Genomic DNA, 16,026 nt, shown 5'->3' on the forward strand with positions numbered 1-16,026 from the left:
TAATGTCAATTGATGAAATACACTTGGAGTAACCTTGAAGGACCGAATATCGGTATATGCTAGGGAGGGCGCTATCAAAATGCGTAGAAAAGAATTTGATATGTGGCAAGACGAAGAGATTGAACAGTTTTTAAATGAAATGAGCTTTGGCTATTTAGGAACAGTAGGAGCTGATGGATGGCCTAGAGTTACTCCGCTGAATTTCGCATACGCGAACGAAGTATTTTACTTTCACGGAAGCAAGGTTGGAGAGAAAATGAAGCATTTGCAGCACGAGTCTAAAGTCAGCTTCACAGTCGCTAAGGAGTATGCACTGATTCCATCTTATTTCAGCGACCCGGAAATGGCTTGTCCAGCGACTGCTTTTTTTAAAAGTGTGATGGTTAAAGGAACTGCCGAATTGATCGAAGATTTGCACGAGAAGTCGGAAGCCTTTACCGCATTTATGCAGAAGCTTCAACCTGAGGGCGGATACGATCCAATTACGCCAGACGATCCACGTTACATCCCAAGACTGCAAGGCGTTGCAATGATTAAAATTGTGCCGGAGGAAATGACAGCCAAGTTTAAATTTGGACAAAATTTGAAGGAAGGACCGTTTAACCAGGTTGTAGACGGACTTACAAAACGAAACCATACACGGGATGAAGAAACGGTTCAGCATATGCAAAAATATTGTCCATTTCACGCTGAGTAAAATGTCTTTTTCCGTGACGGTTCTATATCATGGTGGTATAATGTTAGGCAACAGAAATTACGGTGCCACTTTACACCAATATAGACTTGGAAGGATGAATTAAAACGATGAACCCACTGGCGGGACAGTTAAATGAAAGTATCAAAACTGGCAATGCACATGTGTACGACATGCTCTCTACACTTGGAAAAGAAATTTATTTCCCTAAAGAGGGAATTCTGAGCCAATCGGCCGAAGCTTCTGCTCATGCGAAAAAATTCAATGCGACGATCGGTATCGCTACTGAAGACGGTGCTCCGATGCATTTAGAAGTTATACAGCAATCGTTGTCCGCATTCAAACCCCAAGACCTATACCCATATGCTCCTCCTGCAGGAAAACCGGAACTTCGTAAAGCATGGCGCAGCAAAATGGTTAAGGAGAACCCTTCGTTAGAAAATAAAAAATTCAGTAACCCCATTGTAACCAATGCACTCACTCATGGACTAAGCATTGTCGCTGATCTGTTTGTCGATGAAGGAGATGTTGTTATATACCCGGACAAAAACTGGGAGAATTATGAACTTACTTTCGGTATTCGCCGTCATGCGGAAATTGTAAATTACCCATTATTCACTGAGGACATGAAGTTTAACAGCAGAGGACTCCGCGAAGCGCTTCTTGCACAGCGTCATAAGGGTAAAGCTGTCGTCATCCTGAACTTCCCGAACAATCCGACCGGGTATACACCTGGCGTTCAGGAAGGTCAAGAAATTGTCGCAGCCATTGAGGAAGCAGCAGAAGCAGGAATCAATGTCGTTGTTGTAACGGATGATGCCTATTTCGGTCTGTTCTTTGACGATTCTCTTCGTGAATCATTGTTCGGCAAACTTGTTGGTCTCCATCCTCGTATTCTGCCTATTAAAGTAGACGGAGCGACCAAGGAAGAGTACGTATGGGGATTTAGAGTCGGATTCATTACGTTTGCAGCAGAACAAGATGAAGTCATGAATGCTCTAGAGCAAAAGACGCTCGGCATTATCCGCGCTACCATTTCGAGCGGAGCCCATCCTTCACAAACGTTTGTGCTTCGTGCGCTGCAATCCCCTGAATTTGAAAGTCAGAAGGAAGAGAAATTCGCGATCATGAAAGGCCGCGCGAATAAAGTAAAATCACTTCTCGACAGTGGCAAATACGGCGATGTATGGGAATACTACCCGTTTAATTCAGGATATTTCATGTGTCTGAAGCTGAAAACCGTTGATGCTGAAACGCTTCGTCAGCACCTTATTCATAAATATGGTGTAGGTACGATTGCACTGGGTGAACACGATCTTCGCGTCGCCTTCTCTTGTATCGAGGAGGAATACTTGGAGGAGCTGTACGATCTCATTTACCAAGGTGTACTGGATATTCAGCAAGGTTAACTTCTCATAAATATTTCATTAGGATAACCCCCGGTCATTTCTCTGGGGGTTATTTTTCCCTCTATTTATACTTATGCCCAAGCATACCTGTGTTGTTGTACATACAATACGTTGTACGTACACACAAATACACAGAGAAAGGGGAATGAGCATGGGGGAAAATATTAACGTCAGTCCTTACGGAATTGCTCCTGCATACGGACATATGCCTGTAAATGTAAACGTACCTTTACATGGACATGTACACGGGCATGTTCCTGTTCATGTGAATGTACCTTTACATGGGCATGTTCACGGGCATGGATATGGACATGGATATGGTTTCGGAATGAATGCAGGCGCAATTCTTGTCCTCTTTATCCTGCTGGTCATCATTACCCGGTCTATGCATTTTTATTAATACAAATGAGGCCGGGGAGCTCTCGGCCTCATTTTAAATTAATATTGTTCTTCATCCTCTTTAAGCCATTTTCGAGCTAAAGATCGGTTATATAATGCGGTGACTAATATGCCTGCAATTCCTGTCCCAATCACAAGAGGTACTTGGCTCATTGGGTTCTCTCCCATTAAGGCTGCAGCAAATGGAAGCCAGAGGAGGCAAGACAGTACTAGCTGAATTTTGAATACGATGTTTAGAACAGCTTGCCGCTGTGATCCTGGAGGCAGCGGATATAAAGAAACCCACAGCGACTCTGCATGATACCTCCGAAGAGCAGAAACCTGTATACCTAGAACGAACACAAAGAACAGGTAAACAGCCGTTCCCAGCCAAGTTCCTTGCATCCACCAAATAATAAGTGCGCCCAAAATGGTTAAACGGATTAGAATGCCTAGAATGTCACTGCGTACTAAAGTTTTCGTCATCAAATAAGGAAATGCGGACGATTGCTTCCAAGGCAGCCGATTACCCGCAAAACCGAGTAAACGACGCGGATAGACACGCTGGGCCTGCGCAGGAACATCGACGAACCAGCTTAACATAAGCATAACTCGTCCAACCTGAGCTTTCTCTGCAGCAATCAATGTGTCCCATCCAACAACATATTTGTCAGGAATGCGCAAGGACAACATATAAGTGATCATCAAGAGCGAAGCAAATATCAGCGCTCTGCTAATGGGCTGCCAAAGCCATGTGGCTAATATGAGAATAATGACTCCCCATCTAAGAAGTCGAAATAGCCGCGCATCTCGCCGAAACACCATTTTCAGCTCCTGCCACGCACCGTAATTACTTACAATCTTTACTGCGAGCAGCAGCAACCAGAATAACAAGAACGGTCTCGGATCATCGCAACTTCGAACGTACAGCGGCCACAAAGTGAGAAAAAGAATAGAGAGTCCCGCAAATTTATAAATGACTCCGCTTCGAAAACTGCCGGCAAAATAGCTGGTCATCCGCGATTCTTGAGGAAGCAGAAAAATCACATCAGCAGCTTGCAAATAGGTGCGAAAACTGCCGTATATAGATAACGGAGTTAATACAATAAGCATAATTAGGTTAGTGGGTAAATGATCCGGGATGTGCCGTACGAAAGACGTATACCACGCGGAAAAAGCGATTAGCAAAAATAAAAATACGACAGCAACCCCGCTTTGGATCACATATCCCAAATACGGAACCACATCTCCCCAAAAGGCAGCTCGCCGCCGCTTTCGCAAATTAATTAAATCCATCTCATTCCCCGCCCTGCACTAGAATATAAAATAATTGTTCCAGTGTAGCATCAGGACGGCCTACCTGAGCCTGAATTTCCGCAAGTGTTCCTTGTGCAATAATTACGCCTTGATGCAGTACAATAAAACGGTCACAGTAATTCTCGATCGTCGACAATATATGTGAACTGAGCAAAATTGAAGAACCTTCTGACTTCATCTCCATCATGAAATCAAGCAGCGAACGGATCCCAAGCGGATCGAGTCCCAAAAAAGGTTCGTCTATGATATACAGCGGCGGCTTAGCTATGAAGGCACACATGATCATTACCTTTTGACGCATCCCTTTGGACAGATGCATGGACAGACTGTTTACTTTATCCGTCATATGAAATAACTTGAGCAGCCGCTCAGATCTCTTCTCAAACTGTTCACGATCTACACCATACGATCTCGCCGTAAACTCTAGATGTTCGCGGACCGTCAATTCCTCATAAAGAAGAGGTGACTCCGGAACAAAAGCTATTGATGAATGATAAGACTGAGACGCTTCGTTCCTCGATTGACCTTGGACTCGAATTTCACCTTGCTGCGGAGACATAAGCCCTAAAATATGCTTCATCGTTGTACTTTTACCAGCACCATTTAGTCCGATCAGTCCGACCATTTCACCCGGTTCTACATGAAAGTTAATATCGTGCAGTACGGGTCGTTTCGTACTGTATCCGCCGCTTAAGCGGTTAACTTCAAGTACGGGGATTTGACTCATCCGTGTCACCTCTTTTGTGGTTACGCTTTTGGCGGTTTGTTCTTAAGCCACTTCGGCGCTCCTTTATTTTTCCGATCCCTGTGTCTGTCATTTTTACGGTCTGCTGCAGGCTTTTGTGCTGCTGGTTTACGTACCTTGGAAGCTGAAGCAACTGCTCTAGAAGCTCGATCTTTGGAGCTGTCAGCAGCTATAACTTTACCGCCATACAGCTTACGTTCCTCAAATGAAACGCCAAGTTCTTTGCCGAATTTTTTCATAATAAATTGCTGACGTGGGGTAATAAGCGTAATCGCTGTTCCTTTACGGCCCATTCTGCCTGTTCTACCCGCTCTGTGTACATAATGTTCAGCGTCAATAGGCGGGTCGAAGTTAATCACAAAATCCAGTCCTTCAATATCTAACCCGCGAGCAGCTACGTCACTAGCAACAAGCAGTCTTATTTTGCCTTCACGGAACTGGCGCAGAACGAGGCTTCGCGTAATTTTATCAGCGTCGGCATAGATTGCCTTCGCATCAAGACCGACATAATTCATCTTTGCTTCCACTTCAGCGATATCGTTCGTATTATTCACAAATACAATCGCTTTACTGGAACCATACGTACGAATAATACGGCGCAGCATATCCATTTTGTCGCGCTCTTCTGAGATAAAATAGAAATGTTCTATCGTGCTGGATATGCGCTGTTCAGGTTCAATCCCGACTTCAACCGGATTTTTCATTTCTTGCTCTGCTAATTTACGAATTTCCGGATTGATGGTTGCTGATAAGAAAACGAGCTGGCGATCGCGCAAACTGCTTCGCAGTATGCTCTCTACATCCTTAGAACCGCCTAGTTCAAATACTTGGTCAACCTCATCAATGACAATTGTTTTGATATTAGGCATTTTCAGCTTGCGAATAGCGATAAACTCCTGAATTCGGCCCGGAGTTCCGACGATAAGCTGCGGATGCTGCTTCAGCTTCTCCAGTTGTCTCTTAATAGAAGCGCCGCCAATAAGACCGAGCACTTTGATTTGACGATCACTTCCGTACTTCTCGCCTTCACGTGCAATTTGCATGGCAAGTTCTTGCGTAGGCGCAAGAATAAGCGCTTGTGTTTGTTTTAAATTGGGATCTATTTTTTGCAATATTGGCAGCAAATAAGCGATTGTCTTGCCCGTCCCTGTCTGCGATTGCGCCAGCAGATCTCTTCCTTCAAGTACTGCTGGAATACTCTCCACTTGCACAGGAGTAGGGGTTTTAATTCCGTACTCAAGCAGCTTAGCCGATAAATCCTGCGCAATGCCGAGTCCTTCAAATGACGTTACGTTCATCTAATTCCATCCTTTATATTCATTCATTCTTTATTCATTATATGCGAAAGCCTCTCTCGCAACAAATAAAGAGGTTAATCTCCCAAGCATACAAAAACAGTCCTTCATCACCGAGAAAGACTGTTCGATCATTTCTTATTCAACATATTGTACGTAAGTCGATCCGCTAAGCGAGGAAATAACTGATACAACTTCAGTCCTATACCCGCGAGCCTTGGCAAGTCGACTTCTTCCTTTTGCTTCTCCATTACAGACACTATCGTCTTAGCCACTTTCTCAGGCTTCATCATGAACCATTTCACATTGCTGACGTATTGTCCTGAAGGATCGGCCACTTCAAAAAATGGAGTATCAATAGGTCCAGGATTGATTGTCGATACCTTAACTCCAGTGCCCCTTAGCTCTTGTCTTAGTGCATTACTGAAGCCAAGAACCGCATGCTTCGTAGCTGAATATGCCGATGATTTAGAAGTAGCAATTTTGCCAGCTGCTGAAGCGACGTTAACAATATGCCCGCTTCTTGCTTCAAGCATCTTCGGCAGCACAGCTTTTGTACAGCGTACAATCCCCATATAATTGACATCCATCATCGCTGCAAATTCCCTGGTATCCATGCGATCCGCGTATTCAAATACGCCGTATCCAGCATTATTAAGTAAAATATCAACACGTCCATATGTATCATATATGCGCTTAAAACCACTGTCTACTTGCTGCTGATCGGTGACATCCATCTGAATGAGCAAATGAGGATTCGTTAACCGTTCTCCTACCTTCTGCAGCTTATCCATACTTCTGGCGGCCAGTACAGGAATAGCACCCCGTTCAGAAAGCATCTGTGCCGTAATCGCGCCAATCCCGCTAGAAGCACCAGTAATGACGACAACTTTATTATTAAGCATACGTTCTGCCTTTCTCCAAAAGAATTTAGGAGACCATCACTTGAATATCAAACTCTCCAATACCATCCATCAGAAGTGGAATACAAAGAGCCTTTTGCGATACAAATGAAGCGTCATTTTGTGATTTTACTACTTTTGGAGGTGTAATATCAACAACAACCCCTTGGTTAGAAAGCAGCGTACTTGCATTTCCGCTAATCATATTTCCTAATTCTGAAATGGCACTCTGTCCCATCTCATCCATTTCCGTAATTGTAAATCCACCCATCATGATGGAAACCATACGCAAAGCAACTTGTTCATCAAGGCCAAAGACTACGTTCCCGCTGAACTGTCCTGTCATGCCGATCTGAATCCAAATATAGTCTTCAATCAATTTGATTTCACGGACTCCTAAACTGCCCGTCGATGGTGTAATTTGAATGACTTGTTGGATAACCGTCTTTGCAGATTCTATAAATGGATTGATTACTTCTGCTCTCATGTGCTGTCTTCCGCCCCTTTGACAATGGTTGTTATGTAATTATTTCTTTAGTCCCATTTTGAATCATGCTATATTATACCTTAATATTGAAAAAATTTCATCAAAAAGTTCCAAAATTCGGTACAATAGACATGATTCGCGGTTACTAATACGGATATGTCGAAAGGTGGGTTAAATGTGCCAAATATATGGGCTCATTTGCTTTTTGGGCAAGAAGTAATGGAGAAACAAGGATTGTCAGAGTGGATCCAAAAATCGGAAAACAGACGGCTGTTCTCTTTTGGCTGCCAAGGTCCTGACTTTTTATTCTATCATCGTTTCTTACCTTGGCTTAAAGGGCCCAAGCTTGAGGATCTTGGCAATGTGATGCACCGCGATGAATGTGGTCCTTTTCTAATGGGTCTTATGGAAGAGGCGGCCAAACATCCCAGCGGCAGCAAGGTTCAAATCTATGTACTAGGCTTTGCCCTTCACCACGTACTCGATCGTAACGTACATCCTTATATTTATTACCGCTCGGGGTTTCGCAAATGGGATCATCAGCGTTTTGAAGTGATGATGGATACTCTTATATTAAGAAGAAAAAGGGGGCTCGCAACGTGGAAGACTCCAGTCTGGAAGGAAATTGATTTTGGCGAATCACTGCCTGACGAGATTACTCGCATTCTCTACTCGCAGTCTAAAACATTTTATCCAGAAGCATTGCAGTCATTAACATCTGAAGATTTGAATTCCGCAGCACGAGATATGATTAAGGCCCAGAAGCTGTTTCATGATCCGACAGGTATCAAACGAATCCTGACTGCAGGTCAAATCAGCAAACTCGTTTATAAAAGAAAAGTCACGCTTGATGTGCTTAATGAAAGCCGTACGCCATGGTATGATCCAACAGGAACAGGTGACATGTATGACTCCTCTGTCTGGGATATGTGGGAAGATGCCTTAAAGGATGCCGAGACCATCATACAGGCCGCTAAAGCATATTGGTCGGAAGCTGATTTGAATCCGCTTAGCGAATCATCGGTCGCACTGAAATATGAGCTGGCGAACGCGATCGGTAACATTTCCTATGATTCAGCTAAACCGTGCGGAAGCAGTCTCACAATTAAAATCGCCGATCCTCTGATCCCAAACGGCTTAGCATATAATCATACACTTCCTCCCCTCTCACAATAACGCGATGTAACAGATGAGCGGCATGCCTTGCGCCATAAACCTACACAGAAGCAGTATTTGAAGGTGTGCCGCCTGTACCGTGAAATTCTGAAATATCAAACTTAGCCTCACGTACACCTTTTTCGATATTGACAAACCGAAGCAGAATAATTCCGACGACAAAGAACATAATGACCGACAAAATAGCAAGACGACTCGAGCCTGCAATCGCAGCTACGACCCCGAATACAGCGGGTCCCGCCGCAGATGACACCTTGCTCGATAAACTAAGAAATCCAAAAAATTCTGTCGTTCTAGCAGGCGGCACCATTTGACTGTAAATAGAGCGTGCCAGCGCCTGGCTTCCGCCCTGTACGATGCCAACCATAAAGGCAAGAATATAGAAGTGCAGTGCACTTTGCATAAAATAACCGAAAATGACGATTACAACATAGAACGTAAGCGAAAGATAGAGACCTTTTTTAGCACCAATGCGCTTTGCGATTTTGCCAAATAGATATGTAAAAGGGATGCCAACAAATTGTGTGATGAGAAGTGCGACGATTAAATGCGTCATTCCGATGCCAATCTCGGCTCCATAGATGGTGGCCATACTTATAATCGTGCTGATCCCGTCGTTAAAAAACAAAAAAGCGATCATGTACTTTAAAAGCTCGGGGTATTTTTTAAGATGGCGAATACTTTGACCTACACGGCTAAATCCATCTTTCGCATAAAAGGAAACACTCCGCTTCTCTCTTCGTGCAGGATCGGGGATATTACGGAAGATTGGGATAGAGAACAACATCCACCATACCGCAACCGTCAAAAATACAGCTTGCGTAGCCGCGGTTTCACTTGCAAAACCGATTTTATCCCATAGTTGTATCATCGCAATATTTATCGCCAGCAAGATGCCGCCGCCAATATAACCGTACATATATCCGTTTGCAGACAGAACGTCCCTTTCGTGCGGAGCAGCAATATCAGGCAGCATGGCATCGTAAAATGTATTTCCTCCTGAAAACCCGAGAGAAGCGACAATAAACAGCAATGATGCTGCAATATAATTGCCAGAACCTACGAGTGTCATAAATGCACAAGCAATAACTCCAATGATCGCACTCATTTTCAGAAATGCCGATTTTCGCTGTGATGAGTCTGCAATAGCACCCAAAAATGGCGATAATAACGCAACTAATATCATGGCTGCTGTCTGCGTAAAGGCCCAATAGCTGGTTGCCAAGTAGTCTGGCAGATTGGACGCTGCTACGTTCTGATAATAGACAGGAAGCACCGCCGCTAACATCGTTGTTGCGAACGCCGAGTTCGCCCAATCATACATCACCCAGCTCCTTGCTTGCTTCGCATTCATAAGAGTTCCTCCTATGCTTTCGGGTTCATTTATTTATTAATCTCTGTCACTATTCGCTTTAGGTATCTTTTTTCCTCCTTCTTAAGGAAATGGATAATATTACGATATTCACGAAACATTGCCCCAATTCAAGGAATAACCTATAATTTTAATATATATAAAGAGAGAACGGGAGATTGATGAGCTGCTGTAACACCTTTAAGGAGGGGATTCCATGAACATCAGTCAACTAGAAACACTTATGATGATCTCGAAGACAATGAGTTTTCGAAAAGCAGGAGAGCTGCTCAATTTAACTCAACCTGCCGTTTCCGCCCAAATTAAAAGTTTGGAAGACGAATTTAAAACGGTGCTCGTTGACCGAAACCAACCCGTCACCTTAACAGACCGCGGACAAGTATTTCTAGAACACGCTGAACGCATATTAGGGATTGTCGAGGAATTGAAACAGAAGCTGTCTGATTTGGAACAAATTCCGCAGGGACACATTGTACTCGGTACGACTACTTCGATAGCCATTCAAATATTACCACGGGTGCTTTCATATTTTCAGGATCAGTTTCCATTAATTAAAACGACAATTCAGTCGATGCCATCATCCCAAATTTATAATCAAGTTGAGAACGGACTTATCGATATAGGTATTGGATATTTAATTGAACGGAATCCTAACTTAAACACATCGGTTTTGTATTATGATACGTTCGAACTGGTCGTATCCCCTAAACATCCTTTAGCGGGTATGAAACATGCGACAGTAGAAGTACTGCGTGATACACCGCTCATTCTGCTTACTCCTGACACGGTAGGACGAAGATTCGTCGATCAAATTTGTAAAGACCATCAAATTGAGCCGCATGTCGTGATGGAGCTATCGAGCAGTGAAGAAGTGAAACGGATGGTTGAAATTAACTTAGCAGCAGCCATCATCTCAAAACAATCGATTACGAACGAGCTGCGCTTAGGGACGCTCAAATCGATACCGCTTACTGAGCTTGAAGTCAGTCATCCTGTAGGCGTTATTTATAAATCGAGCCGTTATGTCAATTCAGCGATGCGGCAATTTCTAAGCGATTTAAAGGGAATGCCTGAAACGCAATTTATTAGTACGGAATAATAGCAATCCAGCAGTTCCCGAAAGGAGACTTTACACCATGAAATTTGATCTTCACACACATCACTTTCGCTGCGGACACGCCGACGGCAATATCCGGGATTATATAGAAGCAGCGATTGCGGCTAACTTGCAAGTCATTGGCATAAGCGACCATACACCTTATTTTGGAAGCGAAGAAGAACAGCCATTTCCTCATATCGCGATGGGCAAAAGTGAAATTGCAAATTATGTAGCAGAAGTTCTTAAATTAAAAGCGGAGTATGAAGGCGTTATAGATGTGCTTCTCGGCATTGAATCAGATTATTTTCCTGCTCATGCGGAAGTTTACAGACAGGCGCTTGCTCCCTATCCTTTTGACTATATTATTGGTTCGGTTCATCACGTTAGAGACATAAGCATTTTCAATAAAAATCGGTGGAAGAAACTATCGCTGGAGGAGCAAATCGCTGATAAAAAAACGTACTACGAGATGATTCGCGATTCTGCGAAAAGCGGCATGTTTCAAATTATGGGACACATCGACGCTATGAAGGGCAATTACCCTGCTTTCTCGGATATTCCTGCTGCGAAAGCCATCGATGATACACTTCAAGTCATCGCTGACTGTGATGTCGCTATTGAAATTAACACTTCTGGAAAAACAAAGCTGAGCGGCGGTTGGTATCCATCCGATGATATTCTTGAACGGGCTTTGTTTTACGGTGTAAACGTCACTTTCGGCTCAGATGCGCATAAGCCTAGCCGTGTCGGAGACGAGTGGGAGGAAGTACGCACCCGCTTGAAAGAAATCGGATTTAATGAGTGGGTGTACTTCAAACAAAAACGCAAAGTAACAGTCCCCCTCTAATATTGGCAAAAAAAGAGGACCCGATCTCATCGGGTCCTTACATTTATATATCATCAAAAAGGGGGTCATGTAATAAGTGTACCCGCCCATTGTTAGAGTTACATAACAACTACATTTCATTTATGTAACAAATTACTAAACAAATCCATTTTTCTAATATGCATTTAATTGTATGATGGTAAGCTCAGGTTTGCATAGCAGTCTGATGGGCAGTCTTGTCGTCCCAATTCCTCGATTTACATATAGCTTCATACCGTTATTTCCAATGGAATATAGTCCTTGATCATATTTATGAGACCCTTGCGGTGTATGGAGCGCACCGATCCATGGAAGTCTGACTTGACCCCCATGACTATGACCAGACAACTGTACTTGAATTGAATACAGATCAGCCTCATCCGCGAAATCTGGCTCATGCATGAGCAATATTTTAAATCCGTCTTCTGGAATGCCTTCGCTTGCCAGGTCCATTCTTGGAACACGCAGAAGGCCGTCATTCAAACCAGCGATAAAGATTGAATCGCTATCTTTAACGATACGGTCATTTTCATTGATCAGCACCTTGAATCCAGCCTCCGACAGATTCATGCGTACCTCCTCACCGTTCTTATCATAATCATGATTGCCAAGCACCGCATACTTGCCGAATGGCGCCTGTAACCGGGACAATAAATCCATACAATCTATCATCTCGCTCGCTTCATGATCTACGATATCGCCTGTGAAGCAAATCAAATCAGGACGCGCCTTCTCAATTTGTAAGACAACTCTCTCAAGCTCCCTTCTTCCTGTTGCAAATCCTAAATGCACATCACTGAAATGTACAATCGTCATTCCGTGAAAGACCGCTGGCAGCTTCGGAAAGGTAAGTGTGAGCCTCGTGACCTCAAGAGCCTTAGTCTCCCATAATGAGCCGTATAATCCAATCGCTCCTGCAGCCAGGGCCGCAGCTCCTAGACTTCGCCTAATAAACTGACGCCTTGATATTTTTCGACTATTTCGGGTCTGTAACCACTCATTCCTGCTTGGAGTACCCCTTTCTGTATCTAGAGTCATTCCTGAACCTCCTTTGGTTCATGTATACTAGTCATATGAATAATAAACAATAAAGGATGAGGCTGTATGTCTATTTCCAAGCTTGTGCAAGAGCAGAAATTATATTTTCATAGCGGCGCTACTAGAACCATCGGCTTTCGATTGGAGCAGCTTGCCAAATTGCGTGATGCGATTATATCGAGAGAAGCCGAAATTATGAACAGTTTGCGGAAAGATTTGAACAAATCAGAAATGGAAGCCTATTCTACCGAGGTTGGATTTGTGCTTAGTGAAATCAAGCATGTCATGAGGCATCTCCGCAAATGGAGTAAGCCGCAAAGAGCGAAGACCGCCATCATCCATTTCGGAGCGAAAGGTAAAATCATTCCAGAGCCATACGGAGTCGCCCTCATCATATCTCCATGGAACTATCCGTTCCAGCTCGCCATAGCGCCGCTCATTGGTGCCATTGCTGCCGGAAACACGGCAATCTTGAAGCCTTCAGAGCTTACAAAGGCAGTCTCATCCTTGCTTTCTTCACTGCTCAGTGATATTTATCCATCTAACTATGTAGCCGTTGTAGAAGGCGGTGTTGAAGAAAGCCAAGAGCTGCTCAATCAGCCTGTGGACAAAATTTTCTTCACCGGAAGTGTGAATGTAGGAAAAATCGTCATGGAAGCAGCGTCCAAGCGGCTCGTTCCCGTTACACTTGAGCTTGGCGGCAAAAGTCCGTGCATCGTTCATAAGGACGCTTCCTTAGAGCTTGCCGCTAAACGGATTGTATTCGGCAAATATACGAACGCGGGTCAGACGTGCATTGCACCAGACTATCTTCTTGTTCACCGCAGCGTGAAAGATGAACTTCTTGCTCTTATGAAAAAGGTGATTCATGAGTTCTACGGATCAGAACCTGTAAAGAGTCCAAACTACGCTAAAATCGTCTCCCCTAAACATTACAGTAGGCTCATATCATTCTTACAAGAGGGGCATATTGTGATCGGCGGTCAGGTTGATCCATCCAGAAGCACAATTGAACCAACGGTCATCGACGATATCACATGGAATTCTGCCGTCATGCAGGAGGAAATTTTCGGACCTATTCTGCCCGTTATTGAATACGAAGACATTTCGGAAGTGATTCAAGCTGTAAACGCACGGCCAAAGCCGCTTGCTCTATACTTATTCAGTAATGAATCCGCTGTGCAGGAGCTGATTATGGAGTCTATTTCGTTCGGCGGGGGATGTATTAATGATACACTCATGCATATTGCTTCCCCGTATCTTCCGTTCGGCGGCGTAGGAGAAAGCGGAATGGGAAGTTATCATGGGGAAAGCAGTTTTAATACGTTTTCTCATATGAAAAGCGTGCTGAAACAGACGAACGCCTTCGACTTCAGCTTCCGCTATCCATCAGCGAAAAATGGACTTTCCATCATTCGTAAAGTGTTAAAATAATTCGTTAACTTAGGCTTCAGTGATCGTAATCGTTCGCTGAAGCTCTTTTGCTTTCTGTCCATCCCCAGTCAATTCACTTCTAATTTGATGAACTGGCACTCGTCTGCTCAAGTCTGCGGTATTTCTCTAACCAGTTCACAGCATAATCAACTAAATCGCGCTGTTTTGCTAGAAGACATGAAGCTCCTTCAACGTGACCTCTCACATATCGGCCGCTGCAATCTTTTTCAAAATCGGTCCCGATCTGGTCAAAATCATCCGAGTTAAAATTGATATCCTTGAACTGGACCCACTCTTTCCCTTCCCCAGACTTCACAGGAGCACCAGCAACGATTTCTTGCTTGCCTTCATATTGCGCTCTATATTCTGCAAGATGGAACGATGTATTGCTGTCATGACCCACTCCTAGCAGAAGCACCCATCCATCAGAATCGTAAATACGCGCCAGCGGCGATTGTTCCCCCAAACCGCAATCCAGTGAATGATGAGCCATCATTTGCTCAGCATCTTTCCCCCATGCGGCAAAGGATACGTGAGGATGCCTGCTTCGAATGACGCCTTTCTGTTTACGAAATGTTTCGGGAATAATCCCCATCCCGACTGTTATCGTAAACTGCGGATCGTAAGGAGGCATGTTGTCTTTGATAAGGTCCCACCACTTCGGATCCGCGGGAGGGTACATCCATGTCGCTGGATCTGTGAGCTGAGAAGATTGTGTCGGCATAATGAGTGTTCCTTCAGCTCCAAGTACCTGCTCTAAAGCCAAAATGACGGTCTCTGCGCCCCCAACAATCCATCCGCCTATACTTTTAAGCGAAGAGTGTACCAATAAAGTCATTCCTTCATGGATGCCAAACTTGCTAAACTGCTCTACAAGATCTTGCCCAGTAATCGGTTTATCAATAATCATAAGCTGTTTCCCCGCCCCCATGTATCTTTTAAACCGTATTAGAAATATGAAAATTATACCATATCAATTCATGAAATACGAAAAAGGCAAGCCTCTTTCGAAGCCTGCCTTTTTCATACTCATAAGTGAATTAAACAGTAAGCCAACGTTTGAACATATGTTTCGTCGTTTGTTTATTCATTTCAGCAATAGAAGTTGTAAGCGGAATGCCTTTTGGACAAGAGCGTACACAGTTTTGCGAGTTACCGCAACCCTCAATACCACCGTCTTCCATTAATGCTTCAAGACGCTCATCGGCATTGAGCGCGCCTGTCGGGTGAGCATTGAACAGACGAACTTGGGAAATGGCCGCTGGTCCAATGAAATCTGTTTTCTCATTTACGTTCGGGCAAGCTTCCAAACAAACACCGCAAGTCATACATTTGGACAGCTCATATGCCCATTGGCGTTTCTGCTCAGCCATACGTGGTCCAGGTCCTAGATCGTATGTTCCATCAATTGGAATCCATGCTTTAACGCGTTTCAAAGCGTTAAACATCCGGCTGCGATCAATGACTAGGTCACGTACAACCGGGAAAGTACGCATTGGTTCTACTCGAATCGGCTGTTCAAGCTTGTCAACGAGTGCTGCGCAGGCTTGGCGAGGTTTGCCGTTAATGACCATAGAGCAAGCGCCGCACACTTCTTCAAGACAGTTCGATTCCCAGCAGACAGGTGCTGTATGATCGCCTTTTGCATTGACTGGGTTACGCTGAATTTCCATCAGAGCACTGATTACATTCATTCCCGGACGATAAGGAATTTCAAATTCCTCAGTATAAGGCTTCGAGGTTGGCTCGTCCTGACGAGTAACCACTAATTTTATTTTTTTTACAGGGGCAGCAGTTTCAGCCATGTTCAATCTC

General features: G+C 44.0%; 16 protein-coding genes. 7 read left to right on the forward strand and 9 right to left on the reverse strand.

From position 1 onward, the window contains the following. Positions 1-79 precede the first annotated feature (79 nt). From J2Z20_RS13775 to J2Z20_RS18045, 3 genes are all read left to right on the forward strand, one after another. Positions 80-697, forward strand: a complete 618-nt coding sequence (locus J2Z20_RS13775; protein ID WP_209851347.1) for a pyridoxamine 5'-phosphate oxidase family protein — start codon at positions 80-82, stop codon at positions 695-697. A gap of 107 nt (positions 698-804) precedes the next feature. Continuing rightward, positions 805-2,103 (forward strand): aminotransferase class I/II-fold pyridoxal phosphate-dependent enzyme, encoded by a 1,299-nt coding sequence (locus tag J2Z20_RS13780; RefSeq protein ID WP_209851351.1) that lies wholly within the window; start codon positions 805-807, stop codon positions 2,101-2,103. A gap of 151 nt (positions 2,104-2,254) precedes the next feature. Further along, positions 2,255-2,503 (forward strand): hypothetical protein, encoded by a 249-nt coding sequence (locus tag J2Z20_RS18045; RefSeq protein WP_245252369.1) that lies wholly within the window; start codon positions 2,255-2,257, stop codon positions 2,501-2,503. Positions 2,504-2,541: 38 nt separating this feature from the next. Here the strand turns inward: J2Z20_RS18045 and J2Z20_RS13790 are convergent, their stop codons facing one another. From J2Z20_RS13790 to J2Z20_RS13810, 5 genes are all read right to left on the reverse strand, one after another. Continuing rightward, positions 2,542-3,777, reverse strand: coding sequence for an ABC transporter permease (locus J2Z20_RS13790; RefSeq protein ID WP_209851354.1), 1,236 nt, complete (start codon positions 3,775-3,777; stop codon positions 2,542-2,544). Position 3,778: 1 nt separating this feature from the next. Then, positions 3,779-4,525, reverse strand: a complete 747-nt coding sequence (locus J2Z20_RS13795) for an ABC transporter ATP-binding protein (protein ID WP_209851357.1) — start codon at positions 4,523-4,525, stop codon at positions 3,779-3,781. 20 nt (positions 4,526-4,545) lie between these two features. Next, positions 4,546-5,841 (reverse strand): DEAD/DEAH box helicase, encoded by a 1,296-nt coding sequence (locus J2Z20_RS13800; protein WP_209851360.1) that lies wholly within the window; start codon positions 5,839-5,841, stop codon positions 4,546-4,548. A gap of 128 nt (positions 5,842-5,969) precedes the next feature. After that, positions 5,970-6,743, reverse strand: coding sequence for an SDR family NAD(P)-dependent oxidoreductase (locus tag J2Z20_RS13805; protein WP_209851363.1), 774 nt, complete (start codon positions 6,741-6,743; stop codon positions 5,970-5,972). Between the two features lie 25 nt (positions 6,744-6,768). Next, positions 6,769-7,227, reverse strand: a complete 459-nt coding sequence (locus tag J2Z20_RS13810) for a chemotaxis protein CheX (protein WP_209851366.1) — start codon at positions 7,225-7,227, stop codon at positions 6,769-6,771. A 177-nt stretch (positions 7,228-7,404) separates the two neighbouring features. Between J2Z20_RS13810 and J2Z20_RS13815 the strand changes: the two genes are divergently transcribed. Then, positions 7,405-8,403, forward strand: a complete 999-nt coding sequence (locus J2Z20_RS13815; protein WP_209851369.1) for a zinc dependent phospholipase C family protein — start codon at positions 7,405-7,407, stop codon at positions 8,401-8,403. A gap of 40 nt (positions 8,404-8,443) precedes the next feature. Here the strand turns inward: J2Z20_RS13815 and J2Z20_RS13820 are convergent, their stop codons facing one another. Beyond that, entirely contained in the window at positions 8,444-9,757 is a 1,314-nt protein-coding gene (locus tag J2Z20_RS13820) for an MFS transporter (RefSeq protein ID WP_209851372.1), read from the reverse strand. 214 nt (positions 9,758-9,971) lie between these two features. Here J2Z20_RS13820 and J2Z20_RS13825 point away from each other — a divergent pair, with 214 nt between their 5' ends. Then, positions 9,972-10,874 (forward strand): LysR family transcriptional regulator, encoded by a 903-nt coding sequence (locus J2Z20_RS13825; RefSeq protein WP_209851375.1) that lies wholly within the window; start codon positions 9,972-9,974, stop codon positions 10,872-10,874. Positions 10,875-10,911: 37 nt separating this feature from the next. After that, a complete protein-coding gene (locus J2Z20_RS13830; RefSeq protein ID WP_209851378.1) occupies positions 10,912-11,721 on the forward strand; it encodes a histidinol-phosphatase in 810 nt (269 codons plus the stop codon). A gap of 153 nt (positions 11,722-11,874) precedes the next feature. Here the strand turns inward: J2Z20_RS13830 and J2Z20_RS13835 are convergent, their stop codons facing one another. Then, a complete protein-coding gene (locus J2Z20_RS13835) occupies positions 11,875-12,777 on the reverse strand; it encodes a metallophosphoesterase (RefSeq protein WP_209851381.1) in 903 nt (300 codons plus the stop codon). A gap of 66 nt (positions 12,778-12,843) precedes the next feature. Between J2Z20_RS13835 and J2Z20_RS13840 the strand changes: the two genes are divergently transcribed. Continuing rightward, positions 12,844-14,211 carry an aldehyde dehydrogenase gene (locus tag J2Z20_RS13840; protein WP_209851384.1) on the forward strand — a complete coding sequence of 456 codons (1,368 nt, stop codon included), beginning with the start codon at positions 12,844-12,846 and terminating at the stop codon, positions 14,209-14,211. Between the two features lie 79 nt (positions 14,212-14,290). Here J2Z20_RS13840 and J2Z20_RS13845 read toward each other — a convergent pair whose 3' ends face one another. Continuing rightward, complete coding sequence (locus J2Z20_RS13845) at positions 14,291-15,121, reverse strand: AAC(3) family N-acetyltransferase (protein WP_209851386.1); 831 nt, start codon at positions 15,119-15,121, stop codon at positions 14,291-14,293. A gap of 130 nt (positions 15,122-15,251) precedes the next feature. Continuing rightward, positions 15,252-16,016 (reverse strand): succinate dehydrogenase iron-sulfur subunit, encoded by a 765-nt coding sequence (gene sdhB / locus J2Z20_RS13850; RefSeq protein WP_209851388.1) that lies wholly within the window; start codon positions 16,014-16,016, stop codon positions 15,252-15,254. Between the last annotated feature and the right edge of the window lie 10 nt (positions 16,017-16,026).

Source organism: Paenibacillus sediminis (assembly GCF_017873765.1).
GTDB classification, from domain to species: Bacteria; Bacillota; Bacilli; order Paenibacillales; family Paenibacillaceae; genus Paenibacillus_AG; species Paenibacillus_AG sediminis.

Bases quoted from the DNA above. Each gene is read 5' to 3' on its own strand.
- J2Z20_RS13825 (WP_209851375.1), top strand. From the start codon at position 9,972: ATGAACATCAGTCAACTAGAAACACTTATGATGATCTCGAAGACAATG.
- J2Z20_RS18045 (WP_245252369.1), top strand. From the start codon at position 2,255: ATGGGGGAAAATATTAACGTCAGTCCTTACGGAATTGCTCCTGCATAC.
- J2Z20_RS13780 (WP_209851351.1), top strand. From the start codon at position 805: ATGAACCCACTGGCGGGACAGTTAAATGAAAGTATCAAAACTGGCAAT.
- J2Z20_RS13840 (WP_209851384.1), top strand. From the start codon at position 12,844: ATGTCTATTTCCAAGCTTGTGCAAGAGCAGAAATTATATTTTCATAGC.
- J2Z20_RS13790 (WP_209851354.1), bottom strand. From the start codon at position 3,777: ATGGATTTAATTAATTTGCGAAAGCGGCGGCGAGCTGCCTTTTGGGGA.
- J2Z20_RS13775 (WP_209851347.1), top strand. From the start codon at position 80: ATGCGTAGAAAAGAATTTGATATGTGGCAAGACGAAGAGATTGAACAG.
- J2Z20_RS13805 (WP_209851363.1), bottom strand. From the start codon at position 6,743: ATGCTTAATAATAAAGTTGTCGTCATTACTGGTGCTTCTAGCGGGATT.
- J2Z20_RS13800 (WP_209851360.1), bottom strand. From the start codon at position 5,841: ATGAACGTAACGTCATTTGAAGGACTCGGCATTGCGCAGGATTTATCG.
- J2Z20_RS13795 (WP_209851357.1), bottom strand. From the start codon at position 4,525: ATGAGTCAAATCCCCGTACTTGAAGTTAACCGCTTAAGCGGCGGATAC.
- sdhB (WP_209851388.1), bottom strand. From the start codon at position 16,016: ATGGCTGAAACTGCTGCCCCTGTAAAAAAAATAAAATTAGTGGTTACT.
- J2Z20_RS13845 (WP_209851386.1), bottom strand. From the start codon at position 15,121: ATGATTATTGATAAACCGATTACTGGGCAAGATCTTGTAGAGCAGTTT.
- J2Z20_RS13835 (WP_209851381.1), bottom strand. From the start codon at position 12,777: ATGACTCTAGATACAGAAAGGGGTACTCCAAGCAGGAATGAGTGGTTA.
- J2Z20_RS13830 (WP_209851378.1), top strand. From the start codon at position 10,912: ATGAAATTTGATCTTCACACACATCACTTTCGCTGCGGACACGCCGAC.
- J2Z20_RS13820 (WP_209851372.1), bottom strand. From the start codon at position 9,757: ATGAATGCGAAGCAAGCAAGGAGCTGGGTGATGTATGATTGGGCGAAC.
- J2Z20_RS13810 (WP_209851366.1), bottom strand. From the start codon at position 7,227: ATGAGAGCAGAAGTAATCAATCCATTTATAGAATCTGCAAAGACGGTT.